A 17200-nucleotide genomic window follows, 5' to 3' on the forward strand; every position below is an offset into this window, starting at 1 on the left:
ACCTCCGTGCCGTCCAGGTAGGTGCTGGACGGCATGGCAGGCTGGGTGGATGGATGAAGCAGAACTCCACGAGCAGGCTCTGGCCGCGATCGACCACCACAAGCGGCTCGCCGCGAGCATCCACGCCGCGGCCGTCCGTCGGCTCTCGTCCGAACCGCAGAGCGAGGACTGGCATCGGCACAACGCGGACGTCGACAGTGCCATCGACGAGCTCCTCGCCCACGAGTTCACGACGCCGAAGTCCGCGTTGCAGGCGCTCGCCTCGCACGAGGCCCAGCACGCCGTCGGCATCGGCAGGCAGTCCGGCCTCGACGCGGTCCTGATCGCCGACAGCCTCGAGCGCGCCATCATCGAGCAGCAGTCCGCGCAGTCCTAGGTCCTAGGCTCTCAATCCTCGTGCCTCGTCCGCGTCTGACGGAGCATGGAGCGGGCGGTTATTCGCCGTAGAAGAGTCGCTCGAACACGCGACGAGCGCGGCGGGTCTCGCCGAGGTAGTCGTCCTCGAGATGTGGGCCCGAGCCCGGCGAATAGCCCAGCGCACGTGCGACTGCATCGAGCGTCGGACCGTCCTGGGGCAGCAGGTCGGACTGCTTGTTCGTCGCCAGGTACAGCGCCGAGCGCACCCGCGAGGCCAGCAGCCAGGCGTCGCGCAGCTGATTGGCGTCGGTCGGCGTCAGCAGTTCCTCGTCCTGCGCAGCGTCGATGGTGCCGAGCGTCGAGGTCGTCCGAAGGGATGTGCGGTGCGTCGCGTGCTGCAGCTGCAGGGTCTGGGCGAGCCACTCGACGTCGCTCAGCGAGCCGCGCCCGAGCTTGAGGTGTCGCGTCGGGTCCGCTCCCTGCGGCAGCCGCTCGTTCTCCACCCTCGCCTTGATGCGCCGCACCTCGCGAAGGCCGTCCTCGGACAGCTCCTTGCCGTACCGGACCTCGTCGACGAGGTCCATGAACCGGTCACGCACGTTGGCATCCCCGACGACGTCGTGGGCACGCAGCAGCGCCTGGGTCTCCCAGCCGAGCGACCAGCGGGCGTAGTAGCTGCGGTAGGCGGACAGCGACCGGACGAGGGGCCCGGACTTGCCCTCAGGGCGGAGCCCCGCATCCAGGTCGATCGGCATGCGCGGGTCGGCCGTGAACTCCACGATCCGGTGCACGAGCGACAGCGCTCGCCGACTCGCCAGGTCGGGGTTCTCGAAGTCGCCCTTCTCGAAGACGTAGAGGACGTCGAGATCCGAGCCGAAGCCGAGCTCGCGACCGCCGTAGCGGCCCATGGCGATGATCGCGAACGGCGGGTACTCGACCTTGTCGATACGTCGGACCGCGTCGTACGCACCCTGGAGCGTCGCCGTCGCGATGTCGGAGAGACCGGCTCCCGTCTGCTTGATGTCGATGAGGCTGAGGAGGCCGCCGATCGCCAGGCGCAGTACCTCGCGTCGACGGAACGTGCGAAGGGCCCTCCGAAGGGCAACCTCGTCGTCGTGGCGGCGGATCGTGGTGGCGACCTCGTCGAGCAGCGCGGTGAGGGTGCGGGGCTTCAGCTGGGCGTCGTCGTCCAGCCACTTCACCGCCTCCGGGTAGAGCTCGAAGAACTCTGCTGCGAACTTCGAGCCGGAGAGCAGCTGCGTGAGCCGCTTGGCCGCCGCCGAGCTGTCGCGCAGGAGCCTCAGGTACCACGCGGTGTCGCCGAGCCGCTCCGAGAGCTTCCTGAAGGCGAGGAATCCGCTGTCGGGGTCGCTGCCCTGCGAGAACCAGTCGATGAGCACCGGCAGCAGCGTGCGCTGCATGATCGCTCTGCGGGACACCCCCTTCACGAGCGCAGTGATGTGCGCGAGCGCGCCCCGCGGGTCGAGGAAGCCGATGGCGCGCAGGCGAGCCTCCGCCTGGTCCGAGCTCAGCGCGAACCCCTCCGTGGGCAGCGCCGCGACCGCGGAGAGCAGTGGGCGATAGAAGACCTTCTCGTGCAGACCGCGGACACGGAGCTTCACCCGCTGCCACTCGTCGGTGAGCTCGCGTGAGTTCGCGAAGCTCGCCGAGCGAGCCAGGACGGCACGTTCGATGTCGCTCGTCGGCATGAGGTGCGTGCGCCGCAGGGCACGCAGCTGGATCCGGTGCTCGAGCAGGCGAAGGAACTCGTAGTCGGAGGAGAACTGATTCGCGTCGTCGCGCCCGATGTAGCCGCCCTCGCTGAGCGCCTCGAGCGCCGCGAGCGTCGACCGTTCCCTCACGGTCTCGTCATGCTGACCATGCACGAGCTGAAGGAGCTGGACGGTGAACTCGATATCGCGGAGCCCGCCAGGTCCGAGCTTGATCTGCAGATCGACTTCCTCTGCAGGGATATGCTCGGTCACGCGCTCGCGCATCGCCCGTACCTGGTCGACGAAGTCCGCGCGGCTGGCGCTCGCCCAGATCAGCGGCTCGACGCGGCGCTCGAATTCCTCTCCGAGCCTCAGGTCGCCCGCCATGGCCCTGGACTTGATGAGTGCCTGGAACTCCCAGTTCTTCGCCCACCGCTCGTAGTAGCGCGCGTACGAGTCGATCGTGCGCACGAGCGCACCGTCCTTGCCCTCCGGCCTGAGGTTTGCATCCACCTCCCAGAGCGCTGGCTCGATGTCCGTCGAGTCGATGACGCGCATCGTGAGGCTGGCGAGCCTCGTGCCGATCTCGACGGCCTTCGGGACAGCGACGCGCTCCGGATCGGAAGATTCCGCGACGAACATGATGTCGACGTCGCTGATGTAGTTGAGCTCCTCGGCGCCGGCCTTGCCCATGCCGATCACCGAGAGGCGAACGCACTCGACGTCCTCGGCTGGGAAGCGTCCGAATCCGCTCGGCGGCGCCTGGGTCTCTGCACGGGCGACCATGATGGCGGCATCCAGCGTCTCTCCCGCGAGGTCGGCAAGAGCACGACTCACCTCGCGGACGCACCCGCGCTGGTCGTCCTGGGCCAGGTCGAAGGCGGTGATGCGGGCCAGTTCGGTGCGGTAGCGGATGCGGAGGGATCGAATCGCCTCAGAGCCCGTGATCTGCGCGACAGCCATGCCGAATCCGCCGTCGGCGTCCGCCTGGTCGGCGTCGACGCCGACACTCGCCGCCATCCGGCGCTGCAGCTCGGCACGGGTCGGCAGCTCGGACTCGCCGGACTGCACGACCTCCATCGTGCGCGGGTGGCGCAGGAAGAACTCGGCCAGGCCTGTCGACGCCCCGAGCAGACGGACGACGGTCTTCGCGTTGGGTCGCTCCGCGAACAGCGAGTCGACGGCACTCGGGTGCTGCCGCGCGAGATACACGAGCCACTGGAGCGCCTGGTCCGGATCGGCGACGCGCTCGTCGACGACGGAGAACACGTCGTCTGCACGCACCCCGGTCAGCTCGGCGAGCTCCACAAGGCGCGGCTCGGCTTCGCTGGGCGCAGCGAAACCCGCCCTCGCGAGGCGCGTCCGCAGACCGTCAGAGCGCACGGCTTACAAGGAGTGCAGGTTCGAGGCGAGCTCGAACGGCGTCACCTGAGCGCGGTACTGCTTCCATTCCGCACGCTTGTTCGCGAGGAAGTAGGCGAAGACCTGCTCTCCGAGCGTCTCGGCGACGAGCTCCGAGTTCTCCATGATGGCGATGGCCTCGTTGAGGCTCGACGGCAGCGGGTCGAAGCCGAGCACGCTGCGCTCACGCGGCGACATCTCCCAGATGTCTCCCTCGATCTCGGCCGGGAGCTCGTACTCCTCCGACACGCCCTTGAGGCCGGCCGAGAGCAGGACCGCATACGCGAGGTACGGGTTGGCCGCAGAGTCGATGCCGCGGTACTCGACCCGAGCCGAGCCGCCCTTGTTGGGCTTGTAGGTCGGGATGCGCACGAGCGCAGAGCTGTTGTTGTGGCCCCAGCACGCGTAGCTCGGGGCCTCGTCTCCGCCCCAGATGCGCTTGTAGGAGTTGACGAACTGGTTCGTCACAGCCGTGATCTCCGGCGCGTGCTTGAGGAGACCCGCGACGAAGTGCCTGCCGATCTTCGACAACTGGTACTCGGCGCCCGGCTCGTGGAACACGTTCGTGTCGCCCTCGAAGAGCGAGACGTGCGTGTGCATGCCGCTGCCAGGGTGCTGCCACATCGGCTTGGGCATGAACGTGGCGTACACGCCCTGCTCGATGGCGACTTCCTTGACCACGGTGCGGAACGTCATGACGTTGTCGGCCGTGTTGAGCGCATCCGAGAACCTGAGGTCGATCTCGTTCTGGCCTGGGCCAGCCTCGTGGTGGCTGTACTCGACCGAGATGCCCAGGTCTTCCAGGATGCGCACTGCGCGACGACGGAAGTCGTGAGCGGTTCCGCCTGGCACGTTGTCGAAGTAGCCAGCGTTGTCTGCCGGCACCGGCTCGCCGCTGAGTGCCTCGTCGGACTTCAGCAGGTAGAACTCGATCTCGGGGTGCACGTAGAAGGTGAAGCCCTGCGCCGACGCCACGTCCAGCGCGCGGCGAAGCACGCGTCGCGGGTCGGTGACCGAGGGCTGCCCGTCCGGAGTGGAGATGTCGCAGAACATCCGAGCGGTCGGGTCGATCTCACCGCGCCACGGGAGCATCTGGAACGTCGACGGATCCGGGTGCAGGAGCATGTCGGCCTCAGACCGCCTCGTGAACCCCTCGACGGCTGAGCCGTCGAGTCCGATGCCCTCGTTGAAGGCACCCTCCACCTCCGCCGGTGCGATTGCCACGGACTTCAGTGTTCCGAGAACATCCGTAAACCACAGGCGGATGAACTTGATCCCGCGCTCCTCGATCTGGCGGAGTACGAAGTCCTGCTGCTTGTCCACTCGGGCTCCAATTCTTGTTGTGCGCCTCCCCCTAGGCTACTGGGCCTGAGGCCGCCCCGCCGTATGATGGCCTGCATGTCTCAGGCCAGTGCACCGAAGCGAGTCCGAATTCGACACTTTCAGACGGCCAAGGCCGCCGGCGAGCGCATCACCGCGCTCACGAGCTACGACGCCATGACCGCTGCGGTGTTTGACGAGGCAGGCATCGACGTGCTCCTCGTCGGAGATTCCGCGGCCACCACGGTGCTCGGTGAGACCTCGACACTGCCCGTCACGGTCGACGAGCTGATTCCCATGGCACGCTCCGTCGCACGCGGCGTGTCGCGAGCCCTCGTCGTCGCAGATCTTCCGTTCGGCAGCTACGAGCGCGGACCCGAGCAGGCTCTGGACACCGCGGTCAGGTTCATGAAGGAGGCCGGCGTGCAGGCCGTGAAGCTCGAGGGCGGCGTGCGTTCGCAGGCCACCATCAAGCGCATCGTCGAGGCCGGGATCCCCGTGATGGCCCACATCGGCTACACCCCGCAGAGCGAGCACGGCCTCGGCGGGCACGTCGTGCAGGGCCGAGGCGACGCGGCGGAGCGAGTTCGAGCGGACGCTCGTGCCGTGCAGGAGGCCGGCGCGTTCAGCGTGGTCCTCGAGATGGTCCCAGCCGTCCTGGCCGCGGAGATCACGCGGGAGCTCGTCATCCCGACCATCGGCATCGGCGCCGGTGCCGAGTGCGACGGCCAGATCCTCGTGTGGACCGACGCGATGGGCCTCGGCACCGGTCGCATGCCGCGCTTCGTGCGCAAGTACGCCGACCTGCGCGGCATCCTCCTCGACGCCGCATCGAGCTACCGCGACGAGGTCAAGTCAGGCGCGTTCCCCTCGGAAGCGGAGAGCTTCGAGGACCAGTCCGGCTAGGGCCGCCTCGAGAACGAGGAGGGACGCCGAAGGTCAGCGGTCCTCTTCGGCCTCTTCCTCAGCCCAGGCCTTCGCGCGCTCCTGAAGCTTCTCAGGGGCGCGCTTCGCCTCTGCCTCGGATGCGAACGGGCCGACGAGCTCGGAGCCGAGGGACTGCCGTCCGACCTCGACCTCGCCCGTGCGCGAGTTGTACCAGAATTCCTGTGCATGCGTATCGGTCATAGGCTCAAGCGTATGCCGAAAGACCCGAATACAGGACTCCTCATCCCCGGCCGCAGCGCCCCGGCCAGATCCGTCCCAGCCGCCATCACCCGCCCGCCGTACGTCGGCAAGCAGGCGCCGGACACGTGGACGGGCGGGGACGTCTACACGCCGGAGGAGATCGCCCGGATCGAACGGGCATCCGCCATCGCCGCCGATGCCCTCGACCACCTCGAGCAGTTCGCCGTCCGAGGCGTCACCACCGATGAGCTCGACAGCATCGCGCACGACTTCGTGACCGCGCGAGGCGCCTATCCGTCGACGCTCGGCTACCGCGGGTTCCCGAAATCGAGCTGCACCTCGCTCAACGAGGTGATCTGCCACGGGATCCCAGACGACACGGTGCTCGAATCCGGGGACATCCTCAACGTCGACATCACCGCCTACTTCGAGGGCATGCACGGAGACACGAACCGCATGTACCTCGTCGGCGACGTCACCGACGAGTCGCGGCTGCTCGTAGAGCGCACGCACGAGGCCATGATGCGCGGCATAGCCGCAGCCAAGCCCGGACGGCAGGTCAACGTCATCGGGCGCGTCATCGAGAAGTACGCCAGCAGGTTCGGCTACGGGGTCGTGCGCGACTACACGGGCCACGGTGTCGGTGGAGCCTTCCACTCCGGCCTGATCATCCCGCACTACGACTCCGCGCAGCACACCACGGTCATCGAAGAGGGAATGGTCTTCACCGTCGAGCCGATGCTCACGCTCGGAACCTCGGACTGGCGCCTCTGGGATGACGGCTGGACCGTCGTGACCGCCGATGGCTCTCGGTGCGCCCAGTGGGAGCACACCGTCGTCGTCACCTCAGACGGCCCGCGGATCCTCACCGTGCCATCGAGCTGACGGCGCGAACGGGCACCCCGCTCCCGATATGCTCACACGCATGGGCAAGAGCAGAGCCACCAAGGCCATCGGCATCGACATCGGCGGCACCGGCATCAAGGGGGCACTCGTCGACCTCCGCACGGGCGAGCTGCTCTCCAAGCGGCGCAAGGTGCCGACGCCGGTCGGCGGCGACCCGCGCGAGGTCATCGACGCGACCATGGAGATCGTCCGCAAGATCTGGGACAAGGACCTCGACGGCGACACGGACGTCCCGGTGGGCATCAGCGTTCCCGCGATCGTCAAGCACGGGGTGACGCGCTCCGCGGCCAACATCTCGCCGCGCTGGATCGACTTTGCCGCCAGGGCGGCCTTCTCCGAGGCTGTCGGGCGCGAAGTGGCGCTCGCCAACGATGCCGACGCGGCCGGCATCGCGGAGGTGCGCTTCGGCGTCGCGCACGGGCGACTCGACAGCGTCATCATGACGACGCTCGGAACCGGGATCGGGACGGCCATGTTCTACGGAGGGCACCTGTTCCCGAACTCCGAGCTCGGGCATATCAGCATCGGCGACCACAGCGACTACGAGAAGTTCGCCTCGTCGAAGGTGCGCGAGCGCGATGAGCTGTCGTTCTCGGAATGGGGTTCGCGACTCACTCCCTATTACCGTCAGCTCGAGGCGCTCTTCTCCCCCGATGTCTTCATCGTCTCGGGCGGCATCTCCAAGCAGGCAGACGAGTTCCTGCACTACATCGACGTCGAGACCCCCATCGTCGTCGCCGAGTTCATGAACAACGCTGGCATCGTCGGCTCAGCGTGCCTCGCAGCCGAGCACTGGGTCTGATCCCCGACCCTCGACACGCGCTGAACCGAACGAACGGGCGAGGCCGGGCCGGAAGCCAGAACAGCTTCAAGCCCGGCACCGCGACCAAGAGAGTGAGCAGGCCGACCGATACGCCGGGTTCTGTCCCGATGTGAATCGGGGGCGGCCATCTCTCTCGCGCACACGTTGCCGCGTGCATCTAGCGGCCTACCCGGGGACTCGGCGAGCAGCGTCGTCATCCCCTGTATGGCCTTGCTCCGGACGAGGTTTACCTTGCGGCGCCTGTCACCAGGCGCCCGGTGGGCTCTTACCCCACCCTTTCACCCTTACCCCTGCATCCCGAAGGACGCGGCGGGGCGGTCTGCTTTCTGTGGCACTGTCTCGCGGGTTTCCCCGGGTGGGCGTTACCCACCGTCCTGCTCTGCGGAGCCCGGACGTTCCTCGGCATGGCTTCCCATGACGCGACCGCCTGGTCGACCTGCTCACGCACCATCGTAGTGCCTGGAGAACGCTCCGGAAATTGTCCAGACAACCTGACCCAGCGTGAGCGAATGATGCTTCCATGAGCAGGGGTCAGAGCGAGGAACGTGCCATATTCACCGCAGCTGGACATCCCTTCATAACGACTTAGTGAACGGCGTGGATCAACTGAGGAGTTCGTGTACGCTCCAAAAGCGCACGGCATTTCCACACGCAGCTCTCAGGAATGTCGTAGCCGAACCGACGAGCTCTTGCAGCAAATCTGGGCAATGACTGCCCGGAACGGCGGTTCGCTCGCAGTCAAGGACTTAAGGAGGAGTTCAATGACAACATCCACGAAGCGACGTGCCGCAACATCGGTTGCCGCACTCGCAGTCGCCGGTCTCGCCCTGACCGCCTGTTCCGGTGGCCCCGGCGTGCAGGACAGCTCGGGCGGCCCAAGCGACAACAAGGTCACGATCTACGGCACGATCGTCGACGCCGAAGCCGAGCTCCTCGAGGAATCGTGGGCCGGCTGGGCGGAAGAGAACGGCATCGAGATCGTCTACGAAGGCTCCAAGGAGTTCGAGACGCAGATCTCCGTTCGAGCCCAGGGCGGTACCCCGCCGGACATCGCAATCTTCCCGCAGCCCGGCCTCATGGGCGACCTCGCCAGTGGCGGCCTGCTCACGGAGGCACCGGAAGGCGTCGTCAGCAACCTCGAGCAGTACTGGTCGGAAGACTGGAAGACGTACTCCTCGTTCGACGGCACGGTCTACGGGGCGCCACTCATGGCGAACCTCAAGGGCTTCGTCTGGTACTCGCCGAAGTTCTTCAAGGACAACGGATACGAAGTGCCGAAGACGTGGGAAGAGCTCATCACGCTCACCGGCGAGATCCAGGCCAAGACCGGAACCGCGCCCTGGTGCGCCGGCTTCGGCTCAGACGCCGCAACCGGCTGGCCGGGCACCGACTGGATCGAAGACCTGGTCATCCGCCAGCAGGGACCAGAGGTCTACGACCAGTGGGTCGCGAACGAGATTCCCTTCACCGACCCGCGCATCCAGGCCGCGTTCGATGAAGCAGGCAAGATCCTCACGAACCCCGACTACGTCAACGCAGGCTTCGGCGACGTGCGCTCCATCAACTCGACCGCATTCGGCGACCCAGCCGCGAAGCTCGTCGACGGCACGTGCGCGCTGCACCACCAGGCTTCCTTCTACGACGGCTTCATCACCGAAGCGGGCGGCACTGTCGGTGAGGACGGCGACGTCTGGGCCTTCATGACCCCGCCCGTCGAGGGCAAGGAACTCGCCGTCACGGGCGGCGGCGAGATCGTGGGATCGTTCAACGCGGACGAGGACACGGTCAAGGTCCAGGAGTACCTCTCCAGCCCTGAGTGGGCGAACAGCCGCGTCTCCCTCGGAGGCGTGATCAGCGCGAACACGGGTCTCGACCCGGCAAGCGCGTCCAGCCCCATCCTGCAGGAGTCCATCGCGATCCTCCAGGACCCGGCGACGACCTTCCGCTTCGACGGATCTGACCTCATGCCCTCGGCAGTGGGAGCAGGAACGTTCTGGAAGGGCATCATCGACTGGATCAACGGCACGGACGTCAACACCGTGACCACCCAGATCGAATCAGGCTGGCCCTCCAGCTAAGCACCGTGTTGTGGAGCACTCGGCGTCGCGCCGGGTGCTCCACACGCATTCCACCGCACGGACGACGACGTCCCCCGCGCACGTGCTTGTCTGCCACCCTGGAAGGTCACAATGGCAAGTTTCTTCACGTGGCTGGCCCAACTGCCGCCACTCCTGCAAGTCCCGATCGTCATCATCGCGTTCCTCGCGGTGGTTGCGCTCATCGTCTACTTCGTCGAGCTCGCCCCTCGACCCGGCAAGAAATACACGATCCTGCGGCTCGTCGTCTGCATCGCAGTCCCAGTCGCACTCGTGTTCATCCTCGGCACCTACACCTGGGCGGCAATCGTCGCCATCCTGCTCGGTGCGCTGCTCTTCTGGTTCGACCAGCGGTCGCGTGAAGGCGCCGGCTACCTGATCGGCCTCATCGGCTTCCTCGCACCTGCGCTGATCCTGGTGATCATCGGACTCATCGTCCCGAGCATCCAGACCACCGGCCAGGCGTTCACGAACAAGTCAGGCGACTTCGTCGGCCTCGAGAACTTCATCTGGATCTTCACGCAGCCAAGCGGAATCCGGACCGTCCTCAACACGATCATCTGGGTCGTCGTGACGCCGATCCTGTCGACGGTCGCGGGCCTCGCCTACGCCGTGTTCATCGACAAGTCGCGTGGTGAGAAGTTCCTGAAGGCGCTCGTCTTCATGCCCATGGCGATCTCGTTCGTGGGCGCGTCCATCATCTTCCGGTTCATGTACACGGCACGACCAGCCGATCAGGACCAGATCGGCCTCCTCAACCAGATCATCGTCTGGTTCGGCGGGCAGCCATACGACTTCCTCGCCGAGTCGCCACTGAACACGTTCTTCCTCATCATCGTGCTCATCTGGGTGCAGACCGGTTTCGCCATGGTCGTGCTCTCGGCCGCCATCAAGGGCGTTCCGATGGACCAGATCGAAGCCGCGTCACTCGACGGTGCCAACCCGTGGCAGCGATTCATCAACGTCACGGTCCCCGGCATCCGTTCCTCGCTCGTCGTCGTCGTCACGACGATCTCCATCGCCTCGCTCAAGGTCTTCGACATCGTTCGCACGATGACCGCGGGCGCGAACGACACGAGCGTCATCGCGAACGAGATGTACACGCAGTTCAAGACCTTCGAGACCGGACGATCGGCCGCCTTCGCGGTCGTGCTGTTCATCCTCGTGCTGCCGATCATCATCTACAACGCGAACCAGATGAAGAAGCAGAGGGAGATCCGATGAGCGCCATCGTTCCAGTCGAACTGCCCGTCGACACGAAGACGGCGGAACAGCTCGCACGAGGCGAGAAGAGCACAAGCGGCAAGGTGAAGAAGAACCTCACCAGCCGCTGGGCCACCATCGCTGCGATCACGATCGCCGTGGTGTGGACCATCCCGACCTTCGGGCTCTTCGTCTCCTCGTTCCGGCCCAAGGCGGAGGTCGTCAGCACCGGCTGGTGGACGATCTTCCAGAACTGGGGCCTGACCTTCGACAACTACGTCGAGGTGCTCGCCTCCGGCAATACGCAGCTCACGATGGCGCAGGCGTTCCTGAACTCCATCGTCATCGCGCTCCCCGCGACGGTCATCCCGCTCGCGATCGCGCTGCTCGCCGCGTACGCGTTCGCGTGGATGGACTTCAAGGGCAAGAACTGGCTGTTCATCCTCGTCTTCGCCCTCCAGGTCGTGCCGATCCAGATGGCACTCGTGCCGCTGCTGCAGCTCTTCGCCCGGGGTGAGATCTTCGGTGTCCCCGTGATCGCCGCGTTCGGAGCAGATGCTGGCTTCGCACAGGTGTGGATCGCTCACTCGATCTTCGCCATGCCGCTCGCCATCTTCCTGCTGCACAACTTCATCTCGGAGATCCCGCGTGAGGTCATCGAGGCAGCTCGCGTCGACGGTGCGAGCCACGGCCAGATCTTCTTCCGCATCATCGTGCCGCTGACGCTGCCCGCCGTGGCCTCGTTCGGCATCTTCCAGTTCCTCTGGGTCTGGAACGATCTGCTGGTCGCGCTCGTCTTCGCGGACGGTGCGGTGGCCCCCATGACGAAGCTGCTTGCCGAGATCACGGGTTCGCGTGGTCAGGAATGGCCGCTCCTCACGGCTGGTGCGTTCCTCTCCATCCTCGTGCCCCTCATCGTGTTCTTCTCGCTGCAGCGCTACTTCGTCCGCGGCCTGCTGGCAGGATCCACGAAGGGCTAGTCCCGTCGGCGCCTCGGGCGCTCGCATCACACGACTGAGGGGGAGCCAGCCGGCTCCCCCTCAGTCGTGCGCTGACGCAGCAGTTCGTGGTGCCCGCTCCCTCGCTCCCCTCCCCCATACCGACGCACCTCCTCGGTCGCACAGCAGAACGCCCTCCCCAGATCTGTGATCTGGGGAGGGCGTTCGCCGCTCTGGAGAAGCGTGCTAGTTGGCGGCTCCGCTCGCGAGAGCGTCGTTCGCCTCCTGCAGGCGGATGGCCTCCGTGAGCGCACCGCTGATGCGCTGCTCGGTCTCCGGGTCGAAGATGTGGATGTGGTCGTTGTCCGTGGTGACGTAGATCGTCTCGCCCACCTCAGGGTGGCTGCGGCCGTCGACGCGAGCGACGATGTCCGTGCGCGTTCCGTCGATGATCGAGTGGCCGTAGAGGTAGCCCTCAGCGCCCAGCTCCTCGACGAGGTCGACCTCGACCTTGAGGCCCGGCTTCTCCTCGCGCGAGATGATGATGTCGTCGGGGCGGACTCCGACCGTGGCGGTACCGGACTTGAGCTTTGCCAGCGTGGCGCGCTCGAGCGGGATGACGTCGGTTCCGAAGCGCACGCCCTCTGAGGTGAGGTCGGCACCGAAGATGTTCATCGACGGGCTGCCGATGAAGCCGGCGACGAAGACGTTCTTCGGCTTCGCGTAGAGCTCGCGCGGCGTTCCGACCTGCTGGAGGACCCCGTCCTTGAGGACCGCGATGCGGTCACCCATTGTGAGGGCCTCGGTCTGGTCGTGCGTGACGTAGACCGTGGTGACGCCGAGGCGGCGGGTGAGGCTCGCGATCTGCGTACGCGTCTGCACACGGAGCTTCGCGTCGAGGTTGGAGAGCGGCTCATCCATGAGGAAGACCTGGGGGCTGCGCACGATGGCGCGACCCATGGCGACACGCTGACGCTGACCACCGGAGAGCGCCTTCGGCTTGCGGTCGAGGTACGGCTCGAGGTCGAGGATCTTGGCGGCCTCGAGGACACGCTTGGCGCGCTCTTCCTTGTTGATGCCAGCGATCTTGAGCGCGAAGCCCATGTTCTCGCCGACCGTCATGTGCGGGTAGAGCGCGTAGCTCTGGAACACCATGGCGATATCGCGGTCCTTGGGCGGGAGGTGCGTGACGTCGCGGTCGCCGATCAGGATGCGGCCGTGATTCACCTCTTCGAGCCCTGCCAGCATGCGCAGCGATGTCGACTTGCCGCAGCCGGATGGTCCGACGAGGACGAGGAACTCTCCGTCGTCGATCTCGAGATCCAGGCTGTCGACCGCGGGACGAGCGCCCTCGGTGTAGACGCGCGAGGCGCTTTCAAAGGTCACAGTTGCCATAGGAGTACTCCCTCATTACCGGCAGGTACGTGCCGGACGATCCGTAGTAATAGGTGAGGAGCAACGATGCGTTTCACTTCAAGCGACGCCGTCGGCGCTCCGCCACTGAGTATGTCAGAACTCAGCGGCGGGCGCTCGACTTTCTCAGATCAGAGCGCGGACTTCTCCGTGCGGACCAGGACGGCGCCAGAGTCCGGGCAGATCACGACGTCATCCGGCGCGGCGCGGCGGATCTTCTCGAGCTCGGGCCGGTCGAGAGCCACGTTGGTTCCGGTCGTGATGTTGCCGATGAGCTCGGCCGCGCCGACGCCGTAGCGCTCACGCTGCTTCTCGTACAGCGCGACGAGGTCAGCCGGCAGGCTCGCGAGGACGCTCGCCCGCTGCTCGGAGAGGACACGGTACTCGCCCTTGAGGTTGTCGCGAGCGGCGTCGCGCAGCACCGTGAGCTCCCGCGCGCGGTCTTCGACGCTTCGCTGCGATTCGAGCGCGCCCTCGTGCGCCGCGGTCTGCTCCTCCACGCGCTGCATGACCACGAGCTCGCCGTCCTCGAGGATCGTGCGGCGCCGCTGGAGCACCTCGATCTCGCGCTGCAGCGCCTCGATGTCCTTCCGGCTCGACGCACCCTGCAGCCGGTCGTTGTCGCGCTTCAGACGCGCCTCGACAGTCTCCACATCCGACTCGATCTTCTTGAGTTCGCTGCGCGAGTCCTCGAGCTGACCGAGCAGCTGCACGACCTCAGCGCGGTGCTTCGTCCGCTCCTCGTCGAGGGCGTTCAGGTGGTGCTGCTCTGGCAGGTTCTTCGCGACGTGCTGCACACGGCGGCGCTTGGTGTCGACCTCGGCCAGGTCGAGCAGACGGCGCTGGTCTGCTTCGCTGGCCTTCATGCCTGGCCCCGGTTCATGTCTTGGTTGTCGTTCATAGTTCCCTCATTCTGTCGTGAAGTCGTGTGCCGCCCGCGCAGGGCGCGCACGTGGCCCGCCGCGCACTACTGGGGAATGGCGAACTCCCACGGGTCGGTGCGGAGCTCGGACACCTCGACGTCGAGTTGCGGGAATTCCGCGCGCAGCTCACGAGCAGCATGGTCGAGCCACAGCCACTCGCTCGCCCAGTGCGAGGTGTCGATGAGTGCGGGCCCCCGACCGCGTGCGAGTGTCTGCTCGAGCGACTCCGAGGCCGGGTGGTGGCGAAGATCGCTCGTGATGTAGACGTCGGCCCCGACGACCTTCGGGTCCTCGAGCAGCGAGTCGCCGGCTCCGCCGCACAGCGCGACGGTCTCGACGAGGCGGTCGAAGGAGCCCGCTGCTCGGATCCCCGTCGCGGTTGCCGGCAGTATGCCCGCGAGAGCCCGTGCGAGCGCCCCGAGCGTCATGGGCTGCGGGAGGACGCCGACGCGTCCGAGGCCGCGGTCGGGGTTGTCTGCGGACGGCACGATCGGCGTGACCTGTTCGAGCCGGAGCGCAGCGGCGAGTGCCGCCGACGTGCCGGTCTCCACGACGTCGGCGTTCGTGTGCGCTGCGAGAAGCGCGCAGTCCGCGCGGATGAGCTGCGCGAGGAGCGAGCCCTTCGCGCTCGACTCCGCCACGGTCGTGACGCCGCGCAGAAGCAGCGGATGATGCACGAGCAGGAGGTCGGCGGATGTGTCGACGGCTTCACTCACGGTCAGCTGGGCGGCATCGACTGCGAGGAGGATGCGGCCCACCTCAGCGTCGAGCGCGCCGGAGACGAGACCGACCGAGTCCCAGGACTCCGCTCCTGACGAGGGCCAGTTCCGCTCTCCGAAAATGAGCACGTCGCGCAGTCGGGTCACCATGGGGCGATTCTACCGGCGGTGCTGCCGTCGGGTACCGCACTTTCCGCGTAGTGTTAGCACTCCGAAGCTCCCTCCCCCGGAGCCCTTCTCCCAGAGTTTCCCCCAGGAGACCTCTTGTCAGAGCAACAGCGTCGTGCTGTCCCAAATCCCGCAAAGCGTCCAACGATTCGCGACGTGGCGGCGGTTGCCGGCGTGTCCAAGTCGCTCGTCTCGCTCGTGTACAGCGATCCGGAGAAGGTCAGCGAGGCGCGGAAGAGCCGTGTGCTCGCAGCCGCCGAAGAGCTGGGGTTCCGACCGAATCTGCTCGCGAGGTCGCTGGCGACCAACATGAGCGACTTCATCGGGATTCTCGTGGCAGACCCGATCAACCCCGTGTTCGCGGAGATCATCGACGCGGCGAGCCTGGAGTTCGACCGGGCCGGTCGGCGCGGGCTGATGACAACCGCCGTGCTGCCAGAGTCGGGGACCGTGCGCCAGCTCGACGAGGGCACGATCGCGACGCTCAGCGATCTGCGGCCGAGGAGCGTCCTCATCGCCGGCTCCCTTCCTGATGCCGCCTCGCTCGGTGCTCTCGCGGAGGATCGTCCCGTCGTCGTGGCATCCGGCCTTGCCGAAGGGCTGCCGAACGCGGGCTGCGTGCGAACCGACGACCGCAAGGGCCTCGCGCTCCTGGTCGAGCACCTGACCTCCCTCGGCCACCGCGACATCGCGCATCTCGGAGGGCTTGCCGCCGCCGGCCGCAGCCGGGCGGAAGCCTACGAGGAAGCGATGACGGCGCACGGACTCTCCGGACACGTGCAGGTCCAGGAGAGCGACTTCACCGAGCTCGGAGGCTACGTCGCGGCGACGAGCCTGCTGTCCCGTGCGACCCAGCCGACCGCGATCATCGCACCAAACGACCTTGCCGCCCTCGGCGTACAACGTGCACTCGAGGAGCGCGGCCTGACGACGGACGACGTGGCGCTCACAGGCTACGACAACTCGTTCCTCGCATCCATCGCCGGTGTCTCGCTCACCTCCGTCGACCCGCACAACGGGGTCATCGGACGAGAAGCCGCGAGGTGGCTCATCGAGGCCGAGGCGGGCAACGAATCGCTGCCGCAGGAACTGCTCGTCGAACCGCGGCTCGTCGTCCGCCGTTCTTCGGGCAAGGGCGTCTGAGCTCAGCTCTCGTCTGCCGGCGAGAAGCGAACTCCCCACGAACCGCTCCAGACCTGCGCGACGTCGAGCTCGATGAGGTCGACGCCCGAATTGAGGGCGTCCGGTGGTGACGTCATCGGCTCCGCGGCGAACGCAAGACCAGTGCCTCCGTGGTGCTCTTCGGGGCGGGGGAAGTTGGCGGGCGTGTAGAGCTGGAGGTGCCGGAAGTCGGCGTCGCCCCAGAGCTCGAGGCGAGCCCCGGCCGCGGACTCGACGCTCAGCAGCGTGCGGTCACCGGAAGGGCGGACGCGGAAGGCGTAGTTGAGGTCGAGATCGCCCACCCTGCGACCCGCACGAAGGTCGAACGTTCCTCCCGACACGACGGGCTCGGTTCCGACCGGGAGCAGTCGATCATCGAGCAGCACGCGCTCGACGAGGTCGGCGCTGACGACGAGATCGGCGATCGGCTCCTCTCCGACGCGGAAGTACGGGTGAGCTCCGACCGCGAAGAGCGCCTTCTGCGTGCCGAGATTGGCGACCGTGTGCGTGACGACGAGACCGTCGTCGACGGCCTCGTACCGCACCGTGTGGCGGAGCGTGAAGGGCCAGCCGTGCTGCGGGAACACCGTCGCGGAGAGTTCGAGGCCCGAGCCTGTCTCTCCGACGACCGCGTACTCCGTGTTGCGCAGAAGACCATGCGAGGCATTGCCCTTGCTTGGCTCCGTGATGTCGAGCTGCTGCGTCTTCCCGTCGTGCGCCCATCGGCCATCCCTGACCCTGTTCGGCCAGGGGAACAGCGTCAGGCCAGCGCCGAAGGGTGGGAGGACATCGTCGCCGAAGTCCTCGACGAGCTGCACGCCGCCGACCTCGAGGGAACGGAGCACCGCAGCGACCCGGCCGACCTTGACGCGGACTCGTCCGCTCACAACCTCGTGCTGGGGACCGGTGACTGGTGGATGCATGCGTCCACC

15 protein-coding genes and 1 other RNA gene are annotated in these 17200 nt (G+C 66.7%); 8 read left to right on the forward strand and 8 right to left on the reverse strand.

All coding sequences use genetic code 11. The annotated features are described in order from the left end of the window. The first annotated feature begins 49 nt into the window (after nucleotides 1–49). The gene (locus tag ITJ61_RS03265) at nucleotides 50–376 is read left to right on the forward strand and encodes a hypothetical protein (protein WP_104241363.1); all 327 of its coding nucleotides are present in this window, start codon (nucleotides 50–52) and stop codon (nucleotides 374–376) included. A gap of 58 nt (nucleotides 377–434) precedes the next feature. Here ITJ61_RS03265 and ITJ61_RS03270 read toward each other — a convergent pair whose 3' ends face one another. Together ITJ61_RS03270 and glnA are read right to left on the reverse strand one after the other, a co-directional pair. Then, nucleotides 435–3452 carry a bifunctional [glutamine synthetase] adenylyltransferase/[glutamine synthetase]-adenylyl-L-tyrosine phosphorylase gene (locus ITJ61_RS03270; RefSeq protein WP_104298717.1) on the reverse strand — a complete coding sequence of 1006 codons (3018 nt, stop codon included), beginning with the start codon at nucleotides 3450–3452 and terminating at the stop codon, nucleotides 435–437. Nucleotides 3453–3455: 3 nt separating this feature from the next. Next, nucleotides 3456–4793: a type I glutamate--ammonia ligase gene (gene glnA, locus ITJ61_RS03275; RefSeq protein WP_104241365.1), complete on the reverse strand. Its 1338-nt coding sequence runs from the start codon at nucleotides 4791–4793 to the stop codon at nucleotides 3456–3458. Between the two features lie 75 nt (nucleotides 4794–4868). Here glnA and panB point away from each other — a divergent pair, with 75 nt between their 5' ends. Further along, nucleotides 4869–5696 (forward strand): 3-methyl-2-oxobutanoate hydroxymethyltransferase, encoded by an 828-nt coding sequence (gene panB / locus ITJ61_RS03280; protein ID WP_228496594.1) that lies wholly within the window; start codon nucleotides 4869–4871, stop codon nucleotides 5694–5696. 33 nt (nucleotides 5697–5729) lie between these two features. Here panB and ITJ61_RS03285 read toward each other — a convergent pair whose 3' ends face one another. Next, nucleotides 5730–5918, reverse strand: coding sequence for a hypothetical protein (locus ITJ61_RS03285; RefSeq protein WP_104241367.1), 189 nt, complete (start codon nucleotides 5916–5918; stop codon nucleotides 5730–5732). 12 nt (nucleotides 5919–5930) lie between these two features. On the opposite strand from ITJ61_RS03285, the gene map reads away from it, so the two are divergent. Both map and ppgK read left to right on the forward strand, forming a co-directional pair. Next, nucleotides 5931–6803, forward strand: coding sequence for a type I methionyl aminopeptidase (gene map / locus ITJ61_RS03290; RefSeq protein ID WP_194685424.1), 873 nt, complete (start codon nucleotides 5931–5933; stop codon nucleotides 6801–6803). Nucleotides 6804–6843: 40 nt separating this feature from the next. Continuing rightward, nucleotides 6844–7626: a polyphosphate--glucose phosphotransferase gene (gene ppgK / locus ITJ61_RS03295; protein ID WP_104242077.1), complete on the forward strand. Its 783-nt coding sequence runs from the start codon at nucleotides 6844–6846 to the stop codon at nucleotides 7624–7626. 93 nt (nucleotides 7627–7719) lie between these two features. Here the strand turns inward: ppgK and rnpB are convergent. Next, an RNA gene (gene rnpB, locus ITJ61_RS03300) (RNase P RNA component class A) lies at nucleotides 7720–8086 on the reverse strand. Nucleotides 8087–8408: 322 nt separating this feature from the next. Here rnpB and ITJ61_RS03305 point away from each other — a divergent pair. The 3 genes from ITJ61_RS03305 (at nucleotide 8409) to ITJ61_RS03315 (ending at nucleotide 11926) form a co-directional block, all read left to right on the forward strand. Then, complete coding sequence (locus ITJ61_RS03305; RefSeq protein ID WP_194685425.1) at nucleotides 8409–9725, forward strand: ABC transporter substrate-binding protein; 1317 nt, start codon at nucleotides 8409–8411, stop codon at nucleotides 9723–9725. Nucleotides 9726–9836: 111 nt separating this feature from the next. Continuing rightward, complete coding sequence (locus tag ITJ61_RS03310; RefSeq protein ID WP_104241370.1) at nucleotides 9837–10967, forward strand: carbohydrate ABC transporter permease; 1131 nt, start codon at nucleotides 9837–9839, stop codon at nucleotides 10965–10967. After that, nucleotides 10964–11926, forward strand: a complete 963-nt coding sequence (locus tag ITJ61_RS03315) for a carbohydrate ABC transporter permease (protein WP_104241371.1) — start codon at nucleotides 10964–10966, stop codon at nucleotides 11924–11926. Before ITJ61_RS03310 ends, ITJ61_RS03315 begins: the two co-directional genes overlap by 4 nt. Before the next feature lie 204 nt (nucleotides 11927–12130). Here the strand turns inward: ITJ61_RS03315 and ITJ61_RS03320 are convergent, their stop codons facing one another. From ITJ61_RS03320 to ITJ61_RS03330, 3 genes are all read right to left on the reverse strand, one after another. After that, the gene (locus ITJ61_RS03320) at nucleotides 12131–13279 is read right to left on the reverse strand and encodes an ABC transporter ATP-binding protein (RefSeq protein ID WP_104241372.1); all 1149 of its coding nucleotides are present in this window, start codon (nucleotides 13277–13279) and stop codon (nucleotides 12131–12133) included. A gap of 149 nt (nucleotides 13280–13428) precedes the next feature. Beyond that, on the reverse strand, nucleotides 13429–14163 hold the full coding sequence (locus ITJ61_RS03325; RefSeq protein ID WP_104241373.1) for a zinc ribbon domain-containing protein: 735 nt from the start codon (nucleotides 14161–14163) through the stop codon (nucleotides 13429–13431). Nucleotides 14164–14264: 101 nt separating this feature from the next. Beyond that, a complete protein-coding gene (locus tag ITJ61_RS03330; RefSeq protein WP_104298714.1) occupies nucleotides 14265–15089 on the reverse strand; it encodes a Nif3-like dinuclear metal center hexameric protein in 825 nt (274 codons plus the stop codon). A gap of 174 nt (nucleotides 15090–15263) precedes the next feature. Here ITJ61_RS03330 and ITJ61_RS03335 point away from each other — a divergent pair, with 174 nt between their 5' ends. Continuing rightward, nucleotides 15264–16250 carry a LacI family DNA-binding transcriptional regulator gene (locus tag ITJ61_RS03335; RefSeq protein ID WP_181064971.1) on the forward strand — a complete coding sequence of 329 codons (987 nt, stop codon included), beginning with the start codon at nucleotides 15264–15266 and terminating at the stop codon, nucleotides 16248–16250. Nucleotides 16251–16252: 2 nt separating this feature from the next. Here the strand turns inward: ITJ61_RS03335 and ITJ61_RS03340 are convergent, their stop codons facing one another. Then, complete coding sequence (locus ITJ61_RS03340; protein ID WP_194685426.1) at nucleotides 16253–17191, reverse strand: aldose 1-epimerase family protein; 939 nt, start codon at nucleotides 17189–17191, stop codon at nucleotides 16253–16255. Nucleotides 17192–17200 lie beyond the last annotated feature (9 nt).

The organism is Pseudoclavibacter sp. VKM Ac-2888 (assembly GCF_015351285.1).
Lineage (GTDB): Bacteria > Actinomycetota > Actinomycetes > Actinomycetales > Microbacteriaceae > Pseudoclavibacter.

Excerpts from the sequence above, each read along its gene's own strand:
- ITJ61_RS03265 (WP_104241363.1), top strand. The coding sequence starts at position 50 with ATGGATGAAGCAGAACTCCACGAGCAGGCTCTGGCCGCGATCGACCAC.
- panB (WP_228496594.1), top strand. The coding sequence starts at position 4,869 with ATGTCTCAGGCCAGTGCACCGAAGCGAGTCCGAATTCGACACTTTCAG.
- ITJ61_RS03285 (WP_104241367.1), bottom strand. The coding sequence starts at position 5,918 with ATGACCGATACGCATGCACAGGAATTCTGGTACAACTCGCGCACGGGC.
- map (WP_194685424.1), top strand. The coding sequence starts at position 5,931 with ATGCCGAAAGACCCGAATACAGGACTCCTCATCCCCGGCCGCAGCGCC.
- ppgK (WP_104242077.1), top strand. The coding sequence starts at position 6,844 with ATGGGCAAGAGCAGAGCCACCAAGGCCATCGGCATCGACATCGGCGGC.
- ITJ61_RS03305 (WP_194685425.1), top strand. The coding sequence starts at position 8,409 with ATGACAACATCCACGAAGCGACGTGCCGCAACATCGGTTGCCGCACTC.
- ITJ61_RS03310 (WP_104241370.1), top strand. The coding sequence starts at position 9,837 with ATGGCAAGTTTCTTCACGTGGCTGGCCCAACTGCCGCCACTCCTGCAA.
- ITJ61_RS03315 (WP_104241371.1), top strand. The coding sequence starts at position 10,964 with ATGAGCGCCATCGTTCCAGTCGAACTGCCCGTCGACACGAAGACGGCG.
- ITJ61_RS03320 (WP_104241372.1), bottom strand. The coding sequence starts at position 13,279 with ATGGCAACTGTGACCTTTGAAAGCGCCTCGCGCGTCTACACCGAGGGC.
- ITJ61_RS03325 (WP_104241373.1), bottom strand. The coding sequence starts at position 14,163 with ATGAAGGCCAGCGAAGCAGACCAGCGCCGTCTGCTCGACCTGGCCGAG.
- ITJ61_RS03330 (WP_104298714.1), bottom strand. The coding sequence starts at position 15,089 with ATGGTGACCCGACTGCGCGACGTGCTCATTTTCGGAGAGCGGAACTGG.
- ITJ61_RS03340 (WP_194685426.1), bottom strand. The coding sequence starts at position 17,191 with ATGCATCCACCAGTCACCGGTCCCCAGCACGAGGTTGTGAGCGGACGA.